The 19835-nt window shown below is 67.2% G+C and carries 15 protein-coding genes; 7 read left to right on the plus strand and 8 right to left on the minus strand.

The window, feature by feature from the left end; genetic code table 11:
* Window positions 1-58: 58 nt before the first annotated feature.
* From ACT2B0_RS01590 to ACT2B0_RS01600, 3 genes are read right to left on the minus strand one after another with little or no spacing between them, the layout of a single operon-like run.
* Window positions 59-286 carry a DUF4287 domain-containing protein gene (locus ACT2B0_RS01590; RefSeq protein WP_473460773.1) on the minus strand — a complete coding sequence of 76 codons (228 nt, stop codon included), beginning with the start codon at window positions 284-286 and terminating at the stop codon, window positions 59-61.
* Between the two features lie 22 nt (window positions 287-308).
* On the minus strand, window positions 309-797 hold the full coding sequence (locus ACT2B0_RS01595; RefSeq protein WP_473460775.1) for a VOC family protein: 489 nt from the start codon (window positions 795-797) through the stop codon (window positions 309-311).
* A gap of 23 nt (window positions 798-820) precedes the next feature.
* A complete protein-coding gene (locus ACT2B0_RS01600; RefSeq protein WP_473460776.1) occupies window positions 821-1231 on the minus strand; it encodes a VOC family protein in 411 nt (136 codons plus the stop codon).
* Window positions 1232-1456: 225 nt separating this feature from the next.
* On the opposite strand from ACT2B0_RS01600, the gene ACT2B0_RS01605 reads away from it, so the two are divergent.
* The 3 genes from ACT2B0_RS01605 to ACT2B0_RS01615 all read left to right on the plus strand — a co-directional run bounded on the left by ACT2B0_RS01605 (window position 1457) and on the right by ACT2B0_RS01615 (window position 8945).
* Window positions 1457-2611, plus strand: coding sequence for an Mrp/NBP35 family ATP-binding protein (locus ACT2B0_RS01605; RefSeq protein WP_473460778.1), 1155 nt, complete (start codon window positions 1457-1459; stop codon window positions 2609-2611).
* Window positions 2612-2851: 240 nt separating this feature from the next.
* Window positions 2852-4672: an adenylate/guanylate cyclase domain-containing protein gene (locus tag ACT2B0_RS01610; protein ID WP_473460779.1), complete on the plus strand. Its 1821-nt coding sequence runs from the start codon at window positions 2852-2854 to the stop codon at window positions 4670-4672.
* Window positions 4673-4757: 85 nt separating this feature from the next.
* Window positions 4758-8945, plus strand: a complete 4188-nt coding sequence (locus ACT2B0_RS01615; protein WP_473460780.1) for a cytochrome P450 — start codon at window positions 4758-4760, stop codon at window positions 8943-8945.
* Between the two features lie 67 nt (window positions 8946-9012).
* Here the strand turns inward: ACT2B0_RS01615 and ACT2B0_RS01620 are convergent, their stop codons facing one another.
* A complete protein-coding gene (locus ACT2B0_RS01620) occupies window positions 9013-9696 on the minus strand; it encodes a Crp/Fnr family transcriptional regulator (RefSeq protein ID WP_473460782.1) in 684 nt (227 codons plus the stop codon).
* A gap of 154 nt (window positions 9697-9850) precedes the next feature.
* On the opposite strand from ACT2B0_RS01620, the gene paaG reads away from it, so the two are divergent.
* On the plus strand, window positions 9851-10648 hold the full coding sequence (gene paaG, locus ACT2B0_RS01625; protein ID WP_473460783.1) for a 2-(1,2-epoxy-1,2-dihydrophenyl)acetyl-CoA isomerase PaaG: 798 nt from the start codon (window positions 9851-9853) through the stop codon (window positions 10646-10648).
* 118 nt (window positions 10649-10766) lie between these two features.
* Here paaG and ACT2B0_RS01630 read toward each other — a convergent pair whose 3' ends face one another.
* The gene (locus ACT2B0_RS01630) at window positions 10767-11219 is read right to left on the minus strand and encodes an SRPBCC family protein (protein ID WP_106572845.1); all 453 of its coding nucleotides are present in this window, start codon (window positions 11217-11219) and stop codon (window positions 10767-10769) included.
* Between the two features lie 144 nt (window positions 11220-11363).
* On the opposite strand from ACT2B0_RS01630, the gene ACT2B0_RS01635 reads away from it, so the two are divergent.
* A complete protein-coding gene (locus ACT2B0_RS01635; RefSeq protein WP_473460786.1) occupies window positions 11364-13181 on the plus strand; it encodes an IlvD/Edd family dehydratase in 1818 nt (605 codons plus the stop codon).
* A 53-nt stretch (window positions 13182-13234) separates the two neighbouring features.
* Here ACT2B0_RS01635 and pdxR read toward each other — a convergent pair whose 3' ends face one another.
* Complete coding sequence (gene pdxR / locus ACT2B0_RS01640) at window positions 13235-14725, minus strand: MocR-like pyridoxine biosynthesis transcription factor PdxR (RefSeq protein ID WP_350149121.1); 1491 nt, start codon at window positions 14723-14725, stop codon at window positions 13235-13237.
* A gap of 211 nt (window positions 14726-14936) precedes the next feature.
* Here pdxR and pgi point away from each other — a divergent pair, with 211 nt between their 5' ends.
* Both pgi and ACT2B0_RS01650 read left to right on the plus strand, forming a co-directional pair.
* On the plus strand, window positions 14937-16580 hold the full coding sequence (gene pgi / locus ACT2B0_RS01645; RefSeq protein ID WP_473460788.1) for a glucose-6-phosphate isomerase: 1644 nt from the start codon (window positions 14937-14939) through the stop codon (window positions 16578-16580).
* Between the two features lie 4 nt (window positions 16581-16584).
* Entirely contained in the window at window positions 16585-17286 is a 702-nt protein-coding gene (locus ACT2B0_RS01650; RefSeq protein ID WP_473460790.1) for an HAD family hydrolase, read from the plus strand.
* 58 nt (window positions 17287-17344) lie between these two features.
* Here the strand turns inward: ACT2B0_RS01650 and ACT2B0_RS01655 are convergent, their stop codons facing one another.
* Entirely contained in the window at window positions 17345-19042 is a 1698-nt protein-coding gene (locus ACT2B0_RS01655) for a long-chain-fatty-acid--CoA ligase (protein WP_473460792.1), read from the minus strand.
* A 186-nt stretch (window positions 19043-19228) separates the two neighbouring features.
* The gene (locus tag ACT2B0_RS01660; protein WP_473460794.1) at window positions 19229-19792 is read right to left on the minus strand and encodes a DUF924 family protein; all 564 of its coding nucleotides are present in this window, start codon (window positions 19790-19792) and stop codon (window positions 19229-19231) included.
* Window positions 19793-19835 lie beyond the last annotated feature (43 nt).

Genomic DNA, 19835 nt, shown 5'->3' on the forward strand with positions numbered 1-19835 from the left:
ACCCGACATTATCCTTCCCTACGCCGGCGCGCCACTCGCCGCGCCGGCCGGATGGCGTTCAATCGCCGGGTTTCTTCTTGCCCGACAGCAGCGCGTAGATCGCCATCGAGTGGCCGTGACCGAGCCCGAACTCGGCTTTCAGCCATGAGACAATCTGGCCCGCCTTCACCGCCGGCTTGAGCTGCGTCCCGTCCATCAGGCCCTTTTCTTCTGCCATCCGGTAAAAATCGTCGGGGCTCTTGCCGGTCTTTTTCTCGATCGTGTCGAGATAGGCCTGGAAGGACATCGATATGGCTCCGTTTATCGGCTCAGCCCTTCGCCGCGGCTTCCAGCGCCGCCACGTCGAGCTTGACCATCCCCATCATGGCGGCGGTGACGCGCCGGGCGGCGTCCCGGTCGGGACCCTGCATGAGACGCGGCAGCGCCTCCGGCACGATCTGCCGGGCAAAGCCGTATTTGTCCTTGACCCAGCCGCACTGGACGGCACGCCCGCCATCGGCGCACAGCCTGTCCCAATACGCGTCCACTTCCGCCTGATCGGCGCACAGTATCCGCAAGGAGACGCTGTCATTGGGTGTGGCGCCGGGGTGGGCGCCGCCGTTGAGGCACACGATGCGATGGCCGTCGATGACGACTTCCGCCGTCAGGACCTGGCCTTCCTTCGTATGAGGCTCGCCGCCGCCGGGCGCCCTGGCGATCGCGCCGAGTTCCGCCTTGCGGAACACCGACGCGTAGAACCGGGCGGCCTCCTCGGCCTGGCTCTCGAACCACAGCCAGGTGCTGATCCTGCTTTTCATCGCGCTCTCCCGTGGTCGGTGGTTCATGTCTGTACGCAATTGACCATCCACGCCGTGCCGAAGCGGTCCTTCACCATGCCGAATTTCTTTGCCCAGAAGGTGGGCGCGAACGGCATGGTCACCGTGCCGCCTTCGGCGAGCGCGTCGAAGATCTTTTCGGCGCGCGCCTCGTCCTCGACCTGGATCGAGATCGACACGCCCTGCTGTTCGCCCGCCCCGAATTCCGGCGGCGTATCCGCGCCCATCAGCTCGCCCGCTTCGGTGACGAGGTGGGCGTTGAGGATCTTGTCCTGCCATGCGGCCGAGACCTCGCCGCCGGCCGGAGTCTCGGCATGGCTGAGCATGGCCTCGATCCGCCCGTCGAGCACCTTGGCGTAGAACTCGAAGGCCTCGCGGCAGCGGCCGTCGAAGGAAAGGTAGGGGATGAATTTCATTGCTGTGTCCTTTTCGATCGTGATGCGGGCTTTCACGATGACGACGAACGGCGCGCAGGCTTTTCGACAGGCCCGTTTGATTTTTTTGTCCGGCGGATACCGGCCGGCCCCGGAGCAAGCCGGTCGGCGGATTTGTCGCTCTTGGCCGGGCCGGCGATCTGCCTTATCTCAAGGCGCACGACCTCGGGCCGACGGTCTCAGGCCAAAGCGAACGCGAGAGATGTCATGAGCGTCACAAAACAAGCCGTTCTGGAGACACTGCGCTCCATCAAGGGGCCCGATTTCGAGGGCGACATCGTTTCGCTGGGGCTGGTTTCGGAGATTTTCGTCGCCGACGGCAAGGTGTTTTTCTCCATTACGGTTCCCGCCGAGCGGGCCCAGCAGCTCGAACCGTTGCGCGCCGCCGCCGAGCGTGCGGTCAAGGCGATGCAGGGGGTGAACGGGGCGGTGGTCGCGCTGACGGCCGAGCGCAAGGGCGGCGGCATGGAACGCGCCCCGGCGCCGCGCCCGGCCCCGCCGCCGCAGGCCCAACGCCCGGCCGCCGCGCCGCAGGGCGCACCCGCGGGACGCCAGCCCGGCAAGCGCGAGGTTCCAGGCATCGGCGCCATCATCGCCGTCGCCTCGGGCAAGGGCGGTGTCGGCAAGTCGACCACGGCCGTCAACCTGGCGCTCGCCCTTGAGGCGGCGGGCAAGCGCGTCGGCCTGCTCGACGCCGACATTTACGGGCCGTCCATGCCCCGTCTGCTCGGCATTTCCGGCAAGCCGGAGACCGTGGACGGCAAGATCCTGAAGCCGATGGAGAAATACGGCCTCAAGGCGATGTCGATCGGCTTCCTGGTCGAGGAGGAGACGCCGATGATCTGGCGCGGCCCGATGGTGGTGTCGGCGCTGACCCAGATGCTGCGCGAGGTCGCCTGGGGCGAACTCGACATCCTGGTGGTCGACATGCCGCCCGGCACCGGCGACGCGCAGCTGACCATGGCCCAGCAGGTGCCGCTCGCCGGCGCCGTCATCGTGTCGACGCCGCAGGACCTGGCCCTGATCGACGCCCGCAAGGGGCTGAACATGTTCCGCCGGGTCGACGTTCCCGTGCTCGGCATCGTGGAGAACATGAGCTATTTCATCGCCCCCGACACCGGCAAGCGTTACGACATTTTCGGTCATGGCGGCGCGGAGGCCGAGGCCGGCCGGCTCGGCGTGCCGTTTCTCGGCGCCGTGCCGCTGGAAATGGCGATCCGCGAAACCTCGGATGCCGGCACGCCGGTGGTCGCTTCCGATCCGCAGGGCGTGCATGCCGAAAAATACCGCGCGATCGCCGAGGCCGTCCTGGCCGGCCTGAGCGCCGAAACCCGGTCGGTTCCCGATATCGTCTACGAATAGGCGACCGGTTCGCCGCGCGGCGAAAACGGCCCGGCCGCGGCGGCCCGGATATCGGCGGTGGAAACGCGCAATAGGATTTGCTAATCAAACCCTGCGTTGTCCTCTTGGACGCGTAGTGGGGCGCATATGATTGTTCGATTCTCTGGCAGGCCGCGTACGGCGTCACCTGCCGAACGTGACGTGTATGCGGCGGGCGTGTCCGTCGTTTCCGCCCACGCGGCCGCGATTGGGGGGGCGTGAGTGCCCGGCCGGCAGTTCACGCGCCAGGTGGCGACGATCGTGTCGATCGACGCGGCCGGTTTCTCGCGTCTGATGGGCATGGATGACGAGGCCGCCGTGGCCGCCTTCGAGGGCCATCGCGACATCATCCGCGACTGCTGCGCGGGCCATGGCGGCCGCATGTTCGGCCCCGCCGGCGACAGCATGATGGCCGAGTTCGGCGCCCCGGTCGACGCGTTGCTGGCCGCGACAGAGTTCCAGCGGCGCATCGCCAGTGCCAATCAGGACGTGCCCGCGGCCGCGCGCATGGCTTTCCGCGCCGGCATCAATACCGGCCAGGTGATCGTCCGCGACGAAAGCCGTTATGGCGACGACGTCAACATCGCCGCGCGGCTTCAGGAGATCGCGCCGGAAGGCGGCGTGGTGGTGTCGGAGACGAGCTGGCATCATCTGCGCGGCGTGACGGCCGTCCGCTTCACCGATCTGGGCGTGCAGGAGTTTCATAATATCCTGCTTCCGGTGCGCGCCTTCCGCGTCGACCGGCCCGGAGCGGGTCCGGTGAACGAGGCCGAGCGGACGCCGGAGGCGCTGCCGGCCTCGGCGTTTTCGTATTTTCGCGCCGACGGCAAGGGCGGTCCGCCGGCGATCGCGGTGCTGCCGTTCCGTATCGAGGGCGGCGCCCCCGAGATCGGCTACATGGCCGAGGGCATGGCCGAGGACATCGTCGTCGGCCTGTCGAACACGCGCTGGTTGCCGGTCATTTCGATGAATTCCAGCCTGCAGTTCAGGGACGAGGCGGTTTCGCCGGAGGCGGCCGGCCGCGCGCTCGGCGCCCGCTATGTCGTCACCGGGACGATCGCGCGCGCCGGCGACATGCTGCGGGTGCGCGTCGCGCTCGACGACGCCTCGACCAACCGCACCATCTGGTCGCGCCGCTTCGACCGCGAACTCGCCGACTTGTTCGCGATGCAGGCCGAGATCGGCAACGAGATCGTCGCCATGCTGGAAAAGGAGGTCGACCGCGTCGAACAGGCCCGCACGTTCCGCATCCCCTGGGAGGGGCTGGAGAGCTGGCAACTCGTGCGCCGCGGACGCTGGCACATGCAGCGCGGCACCCGCGAGGATACCGCGCTGGCGCTCGACTTCTTCGAAAAGGCGCATGAGCGCGACCGCAACGCCAGCACCGTGCTGAACGAGCTCGCCTGGTGGTATTTCTGGCGCGCCTGGCTGAATTTCGGCGATGGCGGCGAGTATCGCGAGGATCTGGCCCGCGTCGAGGATTATGCGCGCAAGGCGCTTTACATGGACAGTCAGGACGCGCGGCCGCACGCCAATCTGGGCATCGTCGACATCATGCTGGCGCGGCCGGCCTCCGCGCTCGAACATTTGTCGGAGGCGCTGCGCATCAATCCGAGCTTCGCCTTCGCGCGTTCGGCGATGGGCAGCGCGTACCTGCTCCTGGGCGAGCAGAAGCGCGCGATCCCGCTCTTTCTCGACGCCGACCGGCTAAGCCCGTTCGATCTCTATCGGTTCCACAATCTCGGCGAGCTTGCCGCCGCCTATTGCTTCGACGAGGACTGGCGCGCGGCCGCGACCATGGCCGAACGCTCCTTGTCGCTGGCGCCGTCCTACTGGTACGCGCGTTTCCTGAAAATCGTGGCGCTGGGCGCGCTGGGCGAACACGCCGCCGCGGCGGCGGAGAACGCGATCCTGTTTGCCCGCCATCCGCAGTTTTCGACCACGCGGGTGGAATGGATTCCCTATAGCCGGCCCGAGCTCAACCGGTTCCTGATCGCGGCCTACGACGGCGCGGTCGCGCAGTGCGAGCAAGAAGAGCGCTAGACGGTCGCCTTATGTGAAGCGTGTCACTTACAAAGGGCGCGGCGTCATCCCACTGCTAGGATCGCGGCAATATGCGGGAAACGGGATGTTCCGGACGAAGTATCACGACGGCGTGAGGGCGGCGCAGGCGGCGCAGCGCCCGGTTGCGGAAATGCCCGCCTTCGATCCGGAGCGCTTGCGCAGCTCCGGCCTGATCGCGCGCGCGGTGTCGGCGTTTCTGGAGAACCCGCGACCGGCCGCCCGCTTCTTCCGGCGCTACTGGCCGATCCTGTCCTTGGGCAAGACCGTCATCGTGTTCAAGAACGCCGATGTGCGCGAGGTCCTGGAGCGCCAGGAGGATTTCGAAACACCGTTCGGTCCCGAAATGGAGGAAATGGCGGGCGGCGCCAATTTCGTCCTCGGCATGCAGGACGGCGCCGAATACCGGCGCGTCAAGTCGGCGCTGTTGTCGGCCTTTCCGCCGGCGGAGATCGAGGCGGTCGTGCGCCCGATCGCGGCCCGCCATTCCGCCGAGATCATGCGCGCCGCGGTGCCGGGCTTCGACGTCGTCGACCGGATGCTGAAAATCGTGCCGGTGCGGATCTGCCGCGACTATTTCGGCATGGCGATCGAAGACGATGTCGCCTTCGCCGACTGGGCGATCGCGCTGTCGTCGCTGTTTTTCGCCGACCCGACCGGCAGCGCCGGAACGCGCGAGCTCGCCGTGGTGGCATCCGCGCGTATGCTGGAGACAATCGACCGCTCGCTGGCGCGCGTGCGGGCCGGACACGGCCCGAGCGACACGCCGCTTGCCCGGCTCGTCGCCATGCGCGACGCCGATCCCGCCGTGCTCGGCGAAGACGAGATCCGCTCGATAATGATGGGCATGATCGCCGGGTTCACGCCGACCAACCTGCTTGCTGCCGGCAACGCGCTCGATGTCGTCTTGACGATGCCGGAGGCGCGCGCGGCGGTCGAGGCGGCGCTGGCGAGCGGCGATGACGCCGCGCTGACCCGCGCCATAGACGAGGCGATGCGCTTCAAGCCGATCAATCCCGGTCCGTTTCGCACCGTGCCGCGCGACACGGTTCTGGCAAGGGGTACCCGGCGGCAGAAAACGCTCAAGGCGGGCACCACGGTGTGGCCCTGGAGCTTGTCGGCGATGTTCGACGAGGATGACGTCGCCGCGCCGGAGCGCTTCGACCCCGAGCGTCCGCAGCGCAATTCGCTGGTGTTCGGCCATGGCATTCACTGGTGCGTCGGCGCCGCGCTCGCCAGGGTCCAGATCGGCGAGGCCTTCCGCGCGCTGTTTTCCACGCCGGGCCTGCGCCGGGCCGCCGGCGCGCCGGGCCGGCTTGCGCGCCGTGGCGCCTTTCCTGAAAGACTGTGCGTCGAGTTCGACGTGCCCGCCGAAGCGCGCCAGGTCGCGCATGCCTTCGTCACCATCGCTGTGCCGGTTGCCGGCACCGTCGCCCCAGCGCGGCTGCGCGCCATGCTCGACGCGCTCGGCAATCCCGCCGGCGGCGACATCCGCGCCGCGCTCGACGCCACCGGCCTGGTGCATTTCGCCAGCCTGTCGGTGATCGGCAACGCCGATCAGGCCAGTGAGCGCCCGGACGTACTCAAGCATCTGGTGTTCGAATTCTCCGCCGACGGAGACGAGAAAACCGCGATCGCGACCGTTGCCGACAAGGCCGGTCCATGGCTGCGGCCGGTTTTCGAAGCCGCCGGCGCGCTCGACGAAGAAGGGGATTTCGCTGCCCTGCTGCACCGGCACGCTCTGGCCGTCTCGCCGGCACCTGGCGATGTGGCGGGCCTTTGTTTTGCCGGCACGCCCGGCCATTCGGTGCGTCGGATCCTGGCTGAAGAGGAACTCGCCGCAGAGGCGAACGAGATCGTGTGCGCCCAGCCAGCGGACGCCGGCGACAGCGCGCTCGACCGTCTCGACGCCGTGCGCCGGGAATTGGCCGACAAGGGGGGCTACGACTGGGCTTTCCAGGCCGCCCCAAGCGGCCTCGACGCGCCGGCCGGCGATATCTGGAACATAGTGCGTAAGACCGTGCTGGCGCCCAGCCTGCTTGCCGCTGTCGCCGCCGGCTTCGCCGTCGTTTCCGCCGGCATCCTGTTCTTCGCCTTCCAGGCTCCGTTCGACGGTTTTTTCCGGGGACTGTTCTCCATCCTTGCCGCGCTGGCTGTCGGCCTGCTTGCCTTGTGCGCGCTGGTCGGCCTGCCGGCTGCGTTCGCCTATTGGCGTTTCCGCCGCCTGGAGCGGGAAACGCCGCTCGAGGCAGGGCCGTTGCCGGCCGACCGTTTCGCGCCGATCGTGGCGCGCGAGGATCATGGCGTGCAGAACCATCTGGCCGCGATCTCGGTCATGAAGCCCGGCCGCCTGCGCCGGCTTGCCCTGCGGCTCGCCTTCTTCACCATCCTGCAATTCGTGCGGCATGTGTTCGCGCCCGGCCGGCTCGCCGATATCGGCTCGATCCACTATGCGCGCTGGGTGCTGCTGCCGGGCACCGACAAGCTGCTGTTCTTCAGCAATTACGGCGGCAGCTGGGGCAGCTATCTCGAGGATTTCATCACCAAGGCGGCGAAGGGATTGACGGGCGTGTGGAGCAACACGGCCGGTTTTCCGAAGACGAACAATCTGTTCTTCGACGGCGCGACCGACGGCGATCGATTCAAGCTGTGGGCGCGCGCCCAGCAAATCCCGACGCTGTTCTGGTATTCGGCCTATCCCACGCTCAACACCGGCGCGATCCGCCGCAACGGTGCGATAAGGCGCGGCCTGGCGACGGCGCGCAGCGACAGCGAGGCCGCGGCCTGGCTCGCCCTTTTCGGCTCCAAGCCGCGGACCGCCGGCGGGCTGGAGACCGAGGACATCCAGTCGATCCTGTTCGGCGGCATGGGGCGGCTCGCCGAAGCCCGCATGGTGGCGCTGCGCATGCCCGCGCGCATTCCCGATGCGGCCAGGCGCGACTGGCTCGACCACCTGGTGCGCACCACCGCCTTCGGCGCCGCCGAACCGACCGAGGCGGCGATGGTCAGCGCGTTTGCGCCGGGTGGCCTGATCAAGCTCGGCCTGACCGGACGCGCCGGCGGGCTGCCGACCTCCTTCCCGACTTCCTATCGCCACGGCATGGCCGACCCGTATCAAAGCCGTGTGCTGGGCGATATCGGCGACAATGCGCCGGAGCGCTGGGAATGGGGCGGTCCCAACGAGCCGGTCGACGTCGTGCTGGTGCTTTATGCCGACACGCCGGAACGGCTGCAGAAAAATCTCGATGCGCTGCTGACGCTGTCGGAAGAGGCCGGCATGGAGACAGCCGCCAGCGTGGCGCTGACGATCGAGCGCGACGACAAGGGCAAGCCGATCGAGCATTTCGGCTTTCGCGACGGCATCTCGCAGCCGGTGATCGCCGGCACGCCGCGCGCCCGGCGCGCCGCCGAAGCGCAACACCGCGTCGCGGCGGGCGAGTTCATTTTAGGGTATCCGGACGAGCTCGGCCGATGCCCGCCGTCGCCGGTGCTCGGCGCCGGGCTGGACGGCGCCGGCCGCCTGTCGGGCGCGGGCCGGACCGGTGGCGACGGCGAGGAGCCGCAATGGCGCGATTTCGGCCGCAACGGGTCGTATCTGGTCATTCGCCAACTGGCCCAGAATGTCGATGCCTTCGAGACATTCTGCCGCGATGCCGCGCGCGATTTCGGCCGCGACGAGATCGGCGGCCGGCCGGCGCCGGAATGGGTCGGCGCCAAACTGCTCGGCCGCTGGAAGGACGGCACCTCGCTGATCGGCCACCCGACATGGCGCGCGGGGCGGGAGCCGGACAACGACTTCCTGTTTGCCGGCGACGACCCGCAGGGGCGCCAATGCCCGTTCGGCGCCCATATCCGCCGCTCCAACCCGCGCGATTCGCTGGGCGCGAAGCCGGAGACGCAGATCCGGATTTCCAAGCGCCACCGCATCCTGCGGGTCGGGCGGACCTACGCCAGAAAGGCCAAAGACGGTAAAAAGGCCGAAAAGGGCATGGTGTTCATGTGCTTGAACGCCGACATCGAACGCCAGTTCGCCTTCATCCAGCAGACCTGGGTGAACAATCGCGGCTTCGAGAGCCTGCGTGAAGAGGCCGATCCCTTGGTCGGCAACGCCACCGGCGCGGGCTGTTTCACCATCGCCGGGCCGGACGGGCCGCTGCGCTTGAACGGGCTGAGCGCGTTCGTGACCGTGCGCGGCGGAGGGTATTTTTTCGTGCCGGGCAGGCGGGCGCTGCGTTATCTGCGTTGGCAGACATAGAGCCGATCGCCTCACCTGGCGATAGACCGCCGCCGTGCGCCCGCGGATTGTCTTCCGCAAGCCGGCGTCACGCGTCGGGCGCGGAGCCCAGCTTTTCCAGCGCCGCCTGGTTCAGGACCTTGAGCCCGCCGCGCCGGATTTCGATCACGCCGAGGCGGCGCCAGTCGGTCAGCGTCTTGTTGACCGATTCGCGCGTCGCGCCGAGGAATTCGGCCAGTTCCGACTGCGAAATGCCGATCCAGCCGGTGTCGTCCTGGATCAGCTTGCACAGCAATAAGAGCCGCTTGGCCAGCCGCGCCTCGATCTTGAGCAGGGCCTGGTCGCCGAGTTCGGCGCTGACCCAGCGCAGCCTGGCGCACAACACGCCGATCATGGCGCTGGCGAGCCGGGGATGGGCTTCGATGCGGTCGAACAATTGCCGCCGCGACACCGACACCAAGGTGGCGTCCGTCAGGCAGGTTGCCGTGGCCGTCCGCAAGCCGCCGTCGAGCGCGCCGATTTCGCCGATCAGGCTCTTTTCGGTCTCGATATTGGCGACAAGCTTGCGTCCGCCTTCCGAATAGATCGCGATTTCGATCGTGCCGTCGAGCACGCCGTAGACGCGGTCGGCCTCGTCGTCCTGCATGAACAGGTGATGGCCGGCCGCGACACGCTCCTGCGGGCAGCCGTCGAACAGCACCTTGAACAGCGGCTCCTCCAGGCGGACCTGTTGCTGCTCGCCCGCCGTCCTGTCCATCACTTCACTTGCCATGCCCGCACCCAACCGGTATCCGCCGGCAAAGCCGGATCGTTCGTGTCCCGGGACCCTCTTGCGATGCCGCCGCCAGAGCGAAATTGATCGCGGCCGCGCGACATGTAAACTGGCGCGAGCCTTGACGGCCGGCGGACCCAGGAGAAGCACCCCGATGAGCGACGCACCAGTATTGCATGAACAAAAAGACGGTTACAGCGTCATCACGCTCAACCGGCCGGATCGTTTGAACGCGTTTAACGAATTGCAACACCAGCAATTGCGCGCGGCGCTCGACGCCTGCGAGGCCGACCCGGGCTGCGGCGCGATCGTCCTGACCGGCACCGGGCGCGGTTTTTGCGCCGGCCAGGACCTGGCGGACCGCGACCCGACGCTGATTGGCGAGAACCCCGATCTGGGCAAGACACTGGAGACTTTCTACAATCCGCTGGTGCGCAAGCTCAGGGCGATGCCCAAGCCGGTCATCTGCGCCGTCAACGGCGTTGCCGCCGGCGCCGGCGCCAATATCGCGCTCGCCTGCGATATCGTGATCGCGGCCAGATCGGCCAAATTCATCCAGGCCTTCTCCAAGATCGGCCTGATCCCCGACGGCGGCGGCACCTACTGGCTGACTAGGCTGGTGGGCGAGGCACGCGCCAAGGCGCTGGCGCTGACGGCGCATCCGCTTACCGCCGCGGACGCCGCCGCGTGGGGGCTGATCTGGCGGGCGGTCGACGACGATCAGTTGATGGCGGAGGCAACGACGCTGGCCGAGGGCTTCGCCGCCGGACCGACCCACGCCTATGCGCTGACAAAGCAGGCGATCCATGCCGCCTCGACCAATTCGCTCGACGCGCAGCTCGACCTGGAGCGGCAATTGCAGCGCGAGGCGGGCCGCTCCGACGACTATAAGGAAGGTGTGAGCGCCTTCCTCGAAAAGCGCCCGCCAAACTACCGGCGCAAGGCGGGATAGGGCGCGCCGGCGACCAACGGCGCCGGATTGTGCCGGAGCGCGGCCTCCGCGTGGGAGGCTGGCGCCGCAAACCGAAACGGCCCGCGCAGAGGCCGCGGGCCGTCCGGTCGTTACGGGGTCAGGACTTGCTGACCTGCTCGTTCAGATTGGAAAAAAACTGTCCGGCGAGCTTTTTCGACGTCGACATGATGAGACGACTGCCGAGCTGGGCGATCTTGCCGCCGACATCGGCGTTGACCTTGTAGGTCAACAGCGTCTCGTTCGGTCCCTTTTCGACCAGTTCGACATCGGCGCCGCCCTTGGCGAAGCCGGCGATGCCGCCCTTGCCCTCGCCCTGGATCGTATAGGAATGCGGCGGCTTGAGGTTCTTCAACTCGACCTCGCCGGAGAACTTCGCCTTGATCGGCCCGATCTTCAGCGACACGGTCGCCGCCATCTCGGTGTCGGACTTCTTTTCCAGGCTTTCGCATCCCGGGATGCTGGCTTTCAGCACGTCGGGATCGTTGAGCGCCTTCCACACCTCGCCAATCGGAGCCTCGATGGTCTCCTCGCCTTCCATGTTCACGGCCATGAATGTCTCCCTTGCTCTCGGCGTTCGACCTAACCCAGCCGCCCGCGCGTGTCCATCGGCATGTGGTCGCGGACACGGCGCGCATTTCCTTGCCGCCGCCGCGCCCTTGCAATAACCATTAGCCGATCACGATGGGAGTGCGCGATGACGAACACGGCGAACGGTCACCGGCGGCAGACCACCAGGCTGCGGTCCCAGCAATGGTTCGACAATCCCGACGATCCCGGCATGACGGCGCTCTATCTCGAGCGTTATCTCAATTACGGCCTCACCCGCGAGGAACTGCAATCGGGCAAGCCGCTGATCGGCATCGCCCAGACCGGTTCGGACCTGTCGCCCTGCAACCGCCACCATATCGAGCTGGCCAAAAGGCTGCGCGCCGGCATCGAGGCGGCCGGCGGCATCCCGCTGGAATTTCCGGTCCACCCGATCCAGGAGACGGGCAAGCGCCCGACCGCCTCGCTCGACCGCAATCTCGCCTATCTGGCCCTGGTCGAGGTGCTCTACGGCTATCCGCTCGACGCGGTGGTGCTGACGATCGGTTGCGACAAGACCACCCCGGCGCTCTTGATGGCCGCGGCGACGGTCAATATTCCCGCGATCGCGCTGTCGGTCGGCCCGATGCTCAATGGCTGGCACAAGGGCCGGCGCACCGGTTCGGGCACCATCGTGTGGGAATCGCGCGAGCGCCTGGCGGCCGGCGAGATCGACTATGACGAGTTCATGGAGATCGTGGCCTCGTCCGCGCCCTCGGTCGGCTATTGCAACACGATGGGCACGGCCACGACGATGAACTCGCTCGCCGAGGCGCTCGGCATGCAGCTTCCCGGCTCCGCCGCCATCCCCGCGCCCTATCGCGAACGCGGCCAGATCGCCTATCAGACCGGCCGGCGCATCGTCGCCATGGTCGAGGAAGACCTGAAGCCGTCCGACATCATGACCCGGGCGGCGTTCGAGAACGCGATCGTCGTCAATTCGGCGATCGGCGGATCGACCAACGCACCGATCCACCTCAACGCGATAGCCCGTCATCTCGGCGTGCCGCTTAACAATGACGACTGGCAGGCGCTGGGCCACGAGGTTCCGCTTCTGGTAAACCTGCAGCCGGCCGGCGACTATCTCGGCGAGGACTATCACCACGCCGGCGGCGTGCCCGCCGTGGTGGCCGAGCTCCTGAAGGCCGGCCTGTTGCCGCATCCCGACGCCGTGACCGCCAACGGCCACTCGATCGGCGACAATTGCCGGGCGGTCGAAACGCTCGACACCGACGTCATCCGGCCGGTCGCCCGGCCGCTGAAGGCGGCGGCGGGGTTCATCAATCTGAAGGGCAATCTGTTTGAGTCCGCGATCATGAAGACCAGCGTGATCTCCGAGGAGTTCCGCGCGCGCTATCTGTCCGACCCGGACGATCCCGAGGCCTTTGAGGGCAAGGCGGTCGTCTTCGACGGTCCCGAGGATTATCACGCCCGCATCGAGGACCCGGCGCTCGGCATCGACGAGCGCTCGATCCTGTTCATGCGCGGCACCGGCCCGGTCGGTTATCCGGGCGCGGCCGAAGTGGTCAACATGCAGCCGCCGGCGGCCCTGTTGAAACGCGGCATCCATGCCTTGCCCTGCATCGGCGACGGCCGCCAGTCGGGAACGTCGGGCAGCCCCTCGATCCTCAACGCCTCGCCGGAGGCGGCGACGGGCGGCGGGCTGGCGCTGTTGCGCGACGGCGACCGCGTGCGCATCGATCTCGGCAAGGCGACGGCCGATATGCTGGTTTCAGACGACGAGTTGCAGCGCCGGCGTGCCGAACTGGCCGAGCAGGGCGGCTATGCTTTTCCCGACCATCAGACGCCGTGGCAGGAAATCCAGCGCGGCATGGTCGACCAGCTTTCCGAAGGCATGGTGCTGAAGCCGGCGCTGCGTTATCGCCGGATCGCCCAGCAAATGGGTATTCCGCGCGACAATCACTGAGCGATACGCCGGGGGCGGCCCGCAAGTCCGGGCGAGGCGTGGCGTTCCGGCGCTCAGGCGGCGGCGCGCCGTCCCGCCGCCGCGGCGAGTTCCCGGATGCCGGGCTCGATGTTCTGCAGCGCGATCGAGGAAATCCCCAGCCGCATGAATCGCGTCGGCGCATCGGCGGCGTCGAAAAAGCGTGCCCCGGGCTCGATCAGCACGCTGCGCGCCGCGGCGATCTCGGCGAGCTTGCCGGAATCGATGTCCGTCGGTCCCCGCAGCCAAATCGAGGTGCCGCCGGCCGAATCCGTCACCCGCCAGTCCGGCAGGTGGCAGGCGATCGCCTGCGTCAGCCGTTCGCGGCGTTCGGCAAAGGCGTTGGACAGGCGCCGCACCAGCGCGTCGTGATGGCCGAGCGACAAGAACAGCGCCACCGCGCGCTGGTTGTTGGCCGGCGGATGGCGCAGCATGAAGCGCCGCAACGCGCGCAATTCGGCGATCAGTTCGGCCGAGGCGACGATGTAGCCGAGCCGCAATCCAGGCGCGAGCGTCTTCGACATCGAGCCGACATGGATGACGCGGCCGGTCCGGTCGAGGCTCTTGAGCGCCTGCTGCGGCGCGTCGTCGATCAACTGGCTGTCATAACCGTCCTCGATGATGATCTGGTCGTGCTCGACGGCGCGCGCCAGCAGGTTCTCGCGCCGTTCAGCGCTGAGCGGCACCATGGTCGGGCAATGATGGCTCGGCGTGACGAACACGTAGCCGCAATCGGCGGGAATGCGGTCGGTGACGATGCCCTCGCCGTCGACCGGCACGGGCACGGTCTCGGCACCGGAAAGCCGGAAGATCGAGCGCGCGTCCGGATAGCCCGGCTCTTCCATCGCCACGCGCATGCCCTTGCCCATCAGAAGCTGGGCCAGCATGTAAAGCGCGTTCTGCGCGCCGAGCGTCACGATGATCTCGTCGGGATTGGCGAAGATGCCGCGGCGCGGCAGAAGGCGCGCCTGGATCTGCTCGATCAGCAGCGGGTCGTCCTGATCGACCACGTCGGCGGCCCAGTCGCGGATTTCCAGCACCGCCAGCGCCATGCGGTTGCATTCGCGCCATTCGGCGGTCGGAAACAGCGCCGGATCGAACTGGCCGTAGACGAACGGGTAGGTCGACTTGATCCAGTTGTCCATCTTCATCGGCGCCGGCATCTCGCTGGCCGGGATCTTGCGACGCCGCTTCCAGTCGATGCCGCTTGCCGACGGCAGGCCCTTGGGCACCTGCCGCGAGGGCGTGGTCAGCACCTCCGGATTGACGAAATGTCCGCGCCGCTCGCGCGCGATCAAGAACCCCTGGTCGACGAGTTGCTGAAAGGCGAGCACCACCGTGCCGCGTGCGACGCCGAGCTTTTCGGCCAGGATACGGCAGGACGGCAGCGGCATGGAGGGCGAGATCTGGCGGTCGAGGATCGCCGCCACGATCGCCTGCCGGATCTGCGCCTGCAGCGTCTGTCCGGAATCGGGCGAGATGGTGAACAGTCCGGACCAGATCGCGGAATCGTTTCTCGTAGCCATGGCGCAACACCCTCCACCTAGACCATTAAACAGGTGTTTAGTGTGCTTCAAGACTGGTCCAACCAGCACTGCCAGGCTTTTTTGTCACCGATGCAATTCCGCAACGAAAGGTTTGGCAGCAAACGGACTTGCAACAGGCGCGGGTGAATTCGCGCGCAGCGCTTCTTTTCGCCGATGAAATACTCTAAGGCGGACGGGAAAGGACGACACCGTGGACCGCAATGCTTTCGACCGCGCGCTTGCCGCGCTGCGCGCCTCGCGCGAGGCGTCCGTTCCCTTCGACATCGCCGCCGCGTTTCGCGCCGATCCGGGCCGCTTCGAGGCGTTTTCGCTGCGCTTCGACGATCTCCTCATCGACTGGTCCAAGACCGCAGTCGACCACACCGTCATGGGCCAGCTCGCCGAGCTTGCCCGCGCGGCCGGGGTCGAACAGCGGCGCGCGGCGATGTTTGCCGGCGAGAAAATCAACGCCACCGAGGATCGGGCCGTTCTGCATGTCGCCCTGCGCGCGCCGCGCACGGCATCCTTCCGCGCCGAGGGCGAGGACGTGATGGCCGGGGTGCACGATGTCCTCGACCGCATGGCCGCCTTCTGCGACGCGGTCAGGCAAGGCCTGCTCGTCGGCGCGACCGGCCGGCCGTTCACCGACATCGTCAATATCGGCATTGGCGGCTCCGATCTCGGTCCGGCCATGGCCACGCAGGCCCTGGCGCCGTTTCACGACGGTCCGCGCTGCCATTTCGTCTCCAATGTCGACGGCGCCCATATCGCCGATACGCTGGACGGGCTGGAGCCCGCGACGACGCTGGTCATCGTCGCCTCGAAGACCTTCACCACCGTCGAAACGATGACCAACGCCGCGACGGCGCGGGCCTGGATCGAGCGTGCGCTCGGCCGCGAGGCTGTCGGCGCGCATTTCGCCGCCGTCTCGACCGCGCTCGACAAGGTGGCGGCGTTCGGCATCGGCGGTGAGCGGGTGTTCGGATTCTGGGACTGGGTCGGCGGCCGCTACTCGTTGTGGTCGGCCATCGGCCTGCCGATCATGCTGGCGATCGGTCCGGCACGCTTCCGCGAGTTTCTCGCCGGCGCGCATGCCATGGACGAGCATTTTCGGACCGCGCCGCTTCTGGAGAACCTGCCGGTCGTCCTCGGCCTGATCGGATTCTGGCACCGGGTGGTGTGCCGCTATCCGGCGCGCGCGATCATCCCCTACGATCAGCGCCTGGCGCGTCTGCCCGCCTATCTGCAACAGCTCGACATGGAATCGAACGGCAAGTCCGTGCTGGTCGACGGCGCGCCGGCCGCGACCCCCACCGGGCCGCTGGTGTGGGGGGAGCCCGGCACCAACGGCCAGCATGCCTTCTTTCAGCTTCTGCACCAGGGCACCGACGTGATCCCGGTCGAGTTCATCGCCGCCGCCCGCGGCCATGAGCCGGAGCTAAAAGCCCATCACGCCTTGCTGCTGGCAAACTGCCTGGCCCAGTCCGAGGCGCTGATGACGGGGCGCACGCTTGAAGAGGCGCGCGCCCAGCTGCGGGCCCGCGACCTGGCTGACGCCGCCGTCGAGGCGCTGGCGCCGCACCGCGTCTTCGCCGGCAACCGCCCCTCGATCACCATCCTCCACCAAACGCTCGATCCCTATGCGCTCGGCCGGCTGATCGCGCTCTACGAGCACCGGGTTTTTGTCGAAGCCCAGCTTTTCGGCATCAACGCCTTCGACCAGTGGGGCGTCGAGCTCGGCAAGGAACTGGCGACCGCGCTGCTGCCCGTCGTCGAGGGAAAATGCGGCGCCGACGACAAGGACGGCTCCACGGCCGGGCTGGTGGCCTATGTGCGCGCCAGTGCGCGGAGCTGAGCCGATGGCGATCCGGGGCATTCTGTTCGACAAGGACGGCACGCTGGTCGATTTCCACGCGACCTGGTCGGCGGTCGCCGAGGCGCTGGCCCACGAGGCCGCCGGCGGGGACCGCGCGCGCGCCGCGGCGCTGCTGGCCGCCGTCGGTTACGATGCGGCGGCCGGGGTTTTTCAGGCCGATTCGGTCCTGGCGGCCGGCACCAATGCCGACGTGGTGGCGCTGTGGTATCCGGCGCTCGATGCGCAGGCGCGCCAGGAGATGATCGCCCATTTCGACCGGCTGACGGCGAGCCGGGGCGCGGCCGCCGCCGTCGCGGTGCCGGGTTGCGCCCAGGCGATCGAGGCCCTGCAGGCGGCCGGATACCGGCTCGGCGTGGCGACCAACGATTCCACCGGCGGGGCGGAACAGACCCTGGTGAGCCTCGGCATTGCCCAAATGTTCGACGCTGCTTACGGTTATGACGCCGTCGCCGCGCCGAAGCCGGCGCCCGACACCGTCCATGCGTTTTGCGACCTGACCGGGCTGAAACCTTCAGAGATCGCCATGGTCGGCGACAACCGCCACGATCTCGACATGGCGCGCGCGGCCGGCGCGGGCCTCGCCATCGGGGTTTTGTCAGGGACCGGCACGCGCCAGTCCCTGGCCGGCGCCGACGTCCTCCTGGACTCCATCGCCGCGCTGCCCGACTGGCTGGCGCGGCGCTGAAAGCCCTGCATGCCGATCACGGCGCGGGCCGGTCCGGCGCGTTCGTCCGTGCGGCGTTTCAGCCGCGCAATTCCCGCCTGAGGATCTTGCCGACATTGGTTTTCGGCAGCTCGTCGCGGAACTCGATCTGCTTGGGCCGCTTGTAGCCGGTAAGCTTGTCCTTACAGTAATCGTAAATGTCCTGCTCGCTCAGCGCCGGGTCCTTCTTGACGATGAAGAGTTTAGGCACCTCGCCGGATTTCTCGTCCGGTACGCCGACCGCGGCCACTTCCAGCACGCCGGGATGGCCCGCCACCACCTCCTCGATCTCGTTGGGATAGACGTTGAAGCCGGAGACGAGGATCATGTCCTTCTTGCGGTCGACGATCTTGACGAAACCGTTCTCGTCCATGAAGCCCATGTCGCCGGACTTGAAGAAGCCGTCGGCGGTGAAGACATTGGCGGTCTCTTCGGGCCGGTTCCAGTAGCCGGACATCACCTGGGGACCGCGAATGCAGATCTCGCCGACCTCGTCGAGCCCAAGATCCTTGCCGTCCTCGTCGCGGATGGCGATTTCGGTCGACGGGATCGGCAGGCCGATCGTGCCGGTGAACGTATCGCTGTCGAAGCGGTTCGCCGTCGCCACCGGCGACGTTTCCGACAGGCCGTAACCTTCGGCGATCACGATGCCGGTCAGGTCCCGCCAGCGCTCGGCGACGCCGCGCTGCACGGCCATGCCGCCGCCGAACGTCAACAGCAGCGGCTTGAAGTCGATCTTCTGGAAGTCATCGTTGTTCAACAGCGCGTTGAACAGCGTGTTGAGGCCGGGAAAGACGTTGATGGCGTATGCGTTGAATTCCTTGACCAGCGCGGGAATGTCGCGCGGATTGGGGATCAGGATGTTCTCGGCACCCTGCTGCATGCCCATCACCGCGTTCACCGTCAGCGCGTAGATGTGATAGAGCGGCAGCGCGCACAGATAGACCGCCCGTTCCGGCCGCGGCTTTTTCGCATAGGCGCTTTCGATCCAGATCGCGTTCTGCGCGACGTTGGCCAGGATGTTGCTGTGCAAGAGCGTCGCGCCCTTGGAGACGCCGGTCGTGCCGCCGGTATATTGCAGGAAGGCGACGTCGTCGTGCCCCTGTTCGACCGGCTTCAGCCCGGCTGCCGCGCCGGCGGCGAGCGCGTCGTTGAAGGCAAGGTGGCCGGGCAGGGACCAGGCCGGAACCATCTTCTTCACGTGCCGCACGACCAGATTGACGATCAGCCCCTTGAAGCCGAGCAGGTCGCCCATCGTGGCGACCACGACATGCTTGACCTTGGTGCGCGCGATCACCGCCTGAAGCGTGGCGGCGAAATTCTCCAGGATCACGATCGCTTCGGCGCCGGAATCGTTGAGCTGGTGTTCCAGTTCGCGCGGCGTGTAGAGCGGGTTGACGTTGACCACCGTGAAACCGGCGCGCAGCGTGCCCATCATGGCGATCGGATATTGCAGCACGTTCGGCATCATGATGGCGACGCGCGCGCCTTTTTCGAGGCCCTTCGACTGCAGGAAGGCGCCGAATTCGGTCGACTTCCTCTCGACCTCCGCATAGGTCAGCGATTTGCCCATGCAGGTGAAGGCCGGCCGGTCGGCATATGTCTTGCAAGCGTCTGAAAGCAGGGCGCCGATCGAGGGGGCGGGCAAGGGGCCGATTTCGGCCGGCATGCCTTCCGGATAGCTTTTCAGCCACGGGCGCGCGGCGGTCGTTGCCTTGTTCGCATTGGTCTTGGTCACTGTCACCTCCCTCGCGCCGATGAGCGCATTTCGCCGCCGGCGTATCCGCCTCGCCACTGTCGATCAGCTTTGCCGACGATGCAATCGCCAAGGCATATCTAGGCCCAACTCGCCGGTTCGCGCAATATTTACGTATACGTAAAGGTAATCAAGAGGAGGGGCCGGTCCGCCGTCTCCCGCGGGCGCCTACTGCCCGTATCCGCCATGGCCTTTCAGGAAGTCGGCCTCGTCCTGCGTGCTGGTGCGGCCGAGCGCCTGATTGCGGTGCGGAAAGCGCCCGAACCGCGCAACGATGTCGCGATGCTCGATCGCGTATTTGAGGCTGTGTTCGTTGCCGAGGTCCCGGAACATCTTCACCGAAAGCTCCTGATCGGCGAGCACCTCGGAATGCATCAGCGGCATGTAGAGAAACTGCTTTTCGGCCTGCGTCATGCCATCGTCGTAGCCGCGCTCGATCGCCCCGTGGGCGATCGCAAGGGCGACGGTGTCGCCCGCAAAGGCGTTCGCGGTACGGCGGTGGATGTTGCGCGTGAACTGGTCGAGCACGATGATCGCGGCCAGTGCGGTGCGCGCGTCGCCGAGGAACCGGTCCGGCGGCGATGCCAGCGCCGCCTCGCAGGTTTGCGCGAACCGCGCCTTGATGCGTTCGTCGAGCTTGGGATCGCCGGAATACCAGTCTTGCGGGTCGAGTTCCTGGAACCAGAACTCGAGCACGGCGTCGGTATCGAGACTATGCGTTGTCGTGTTCATGGCACCTCCGATCTTCCAGTTAGGCGACACGCGATAAAATTGC

The organism is Nitratireductor sp. J20-h4, assembly GCF_056780505.1.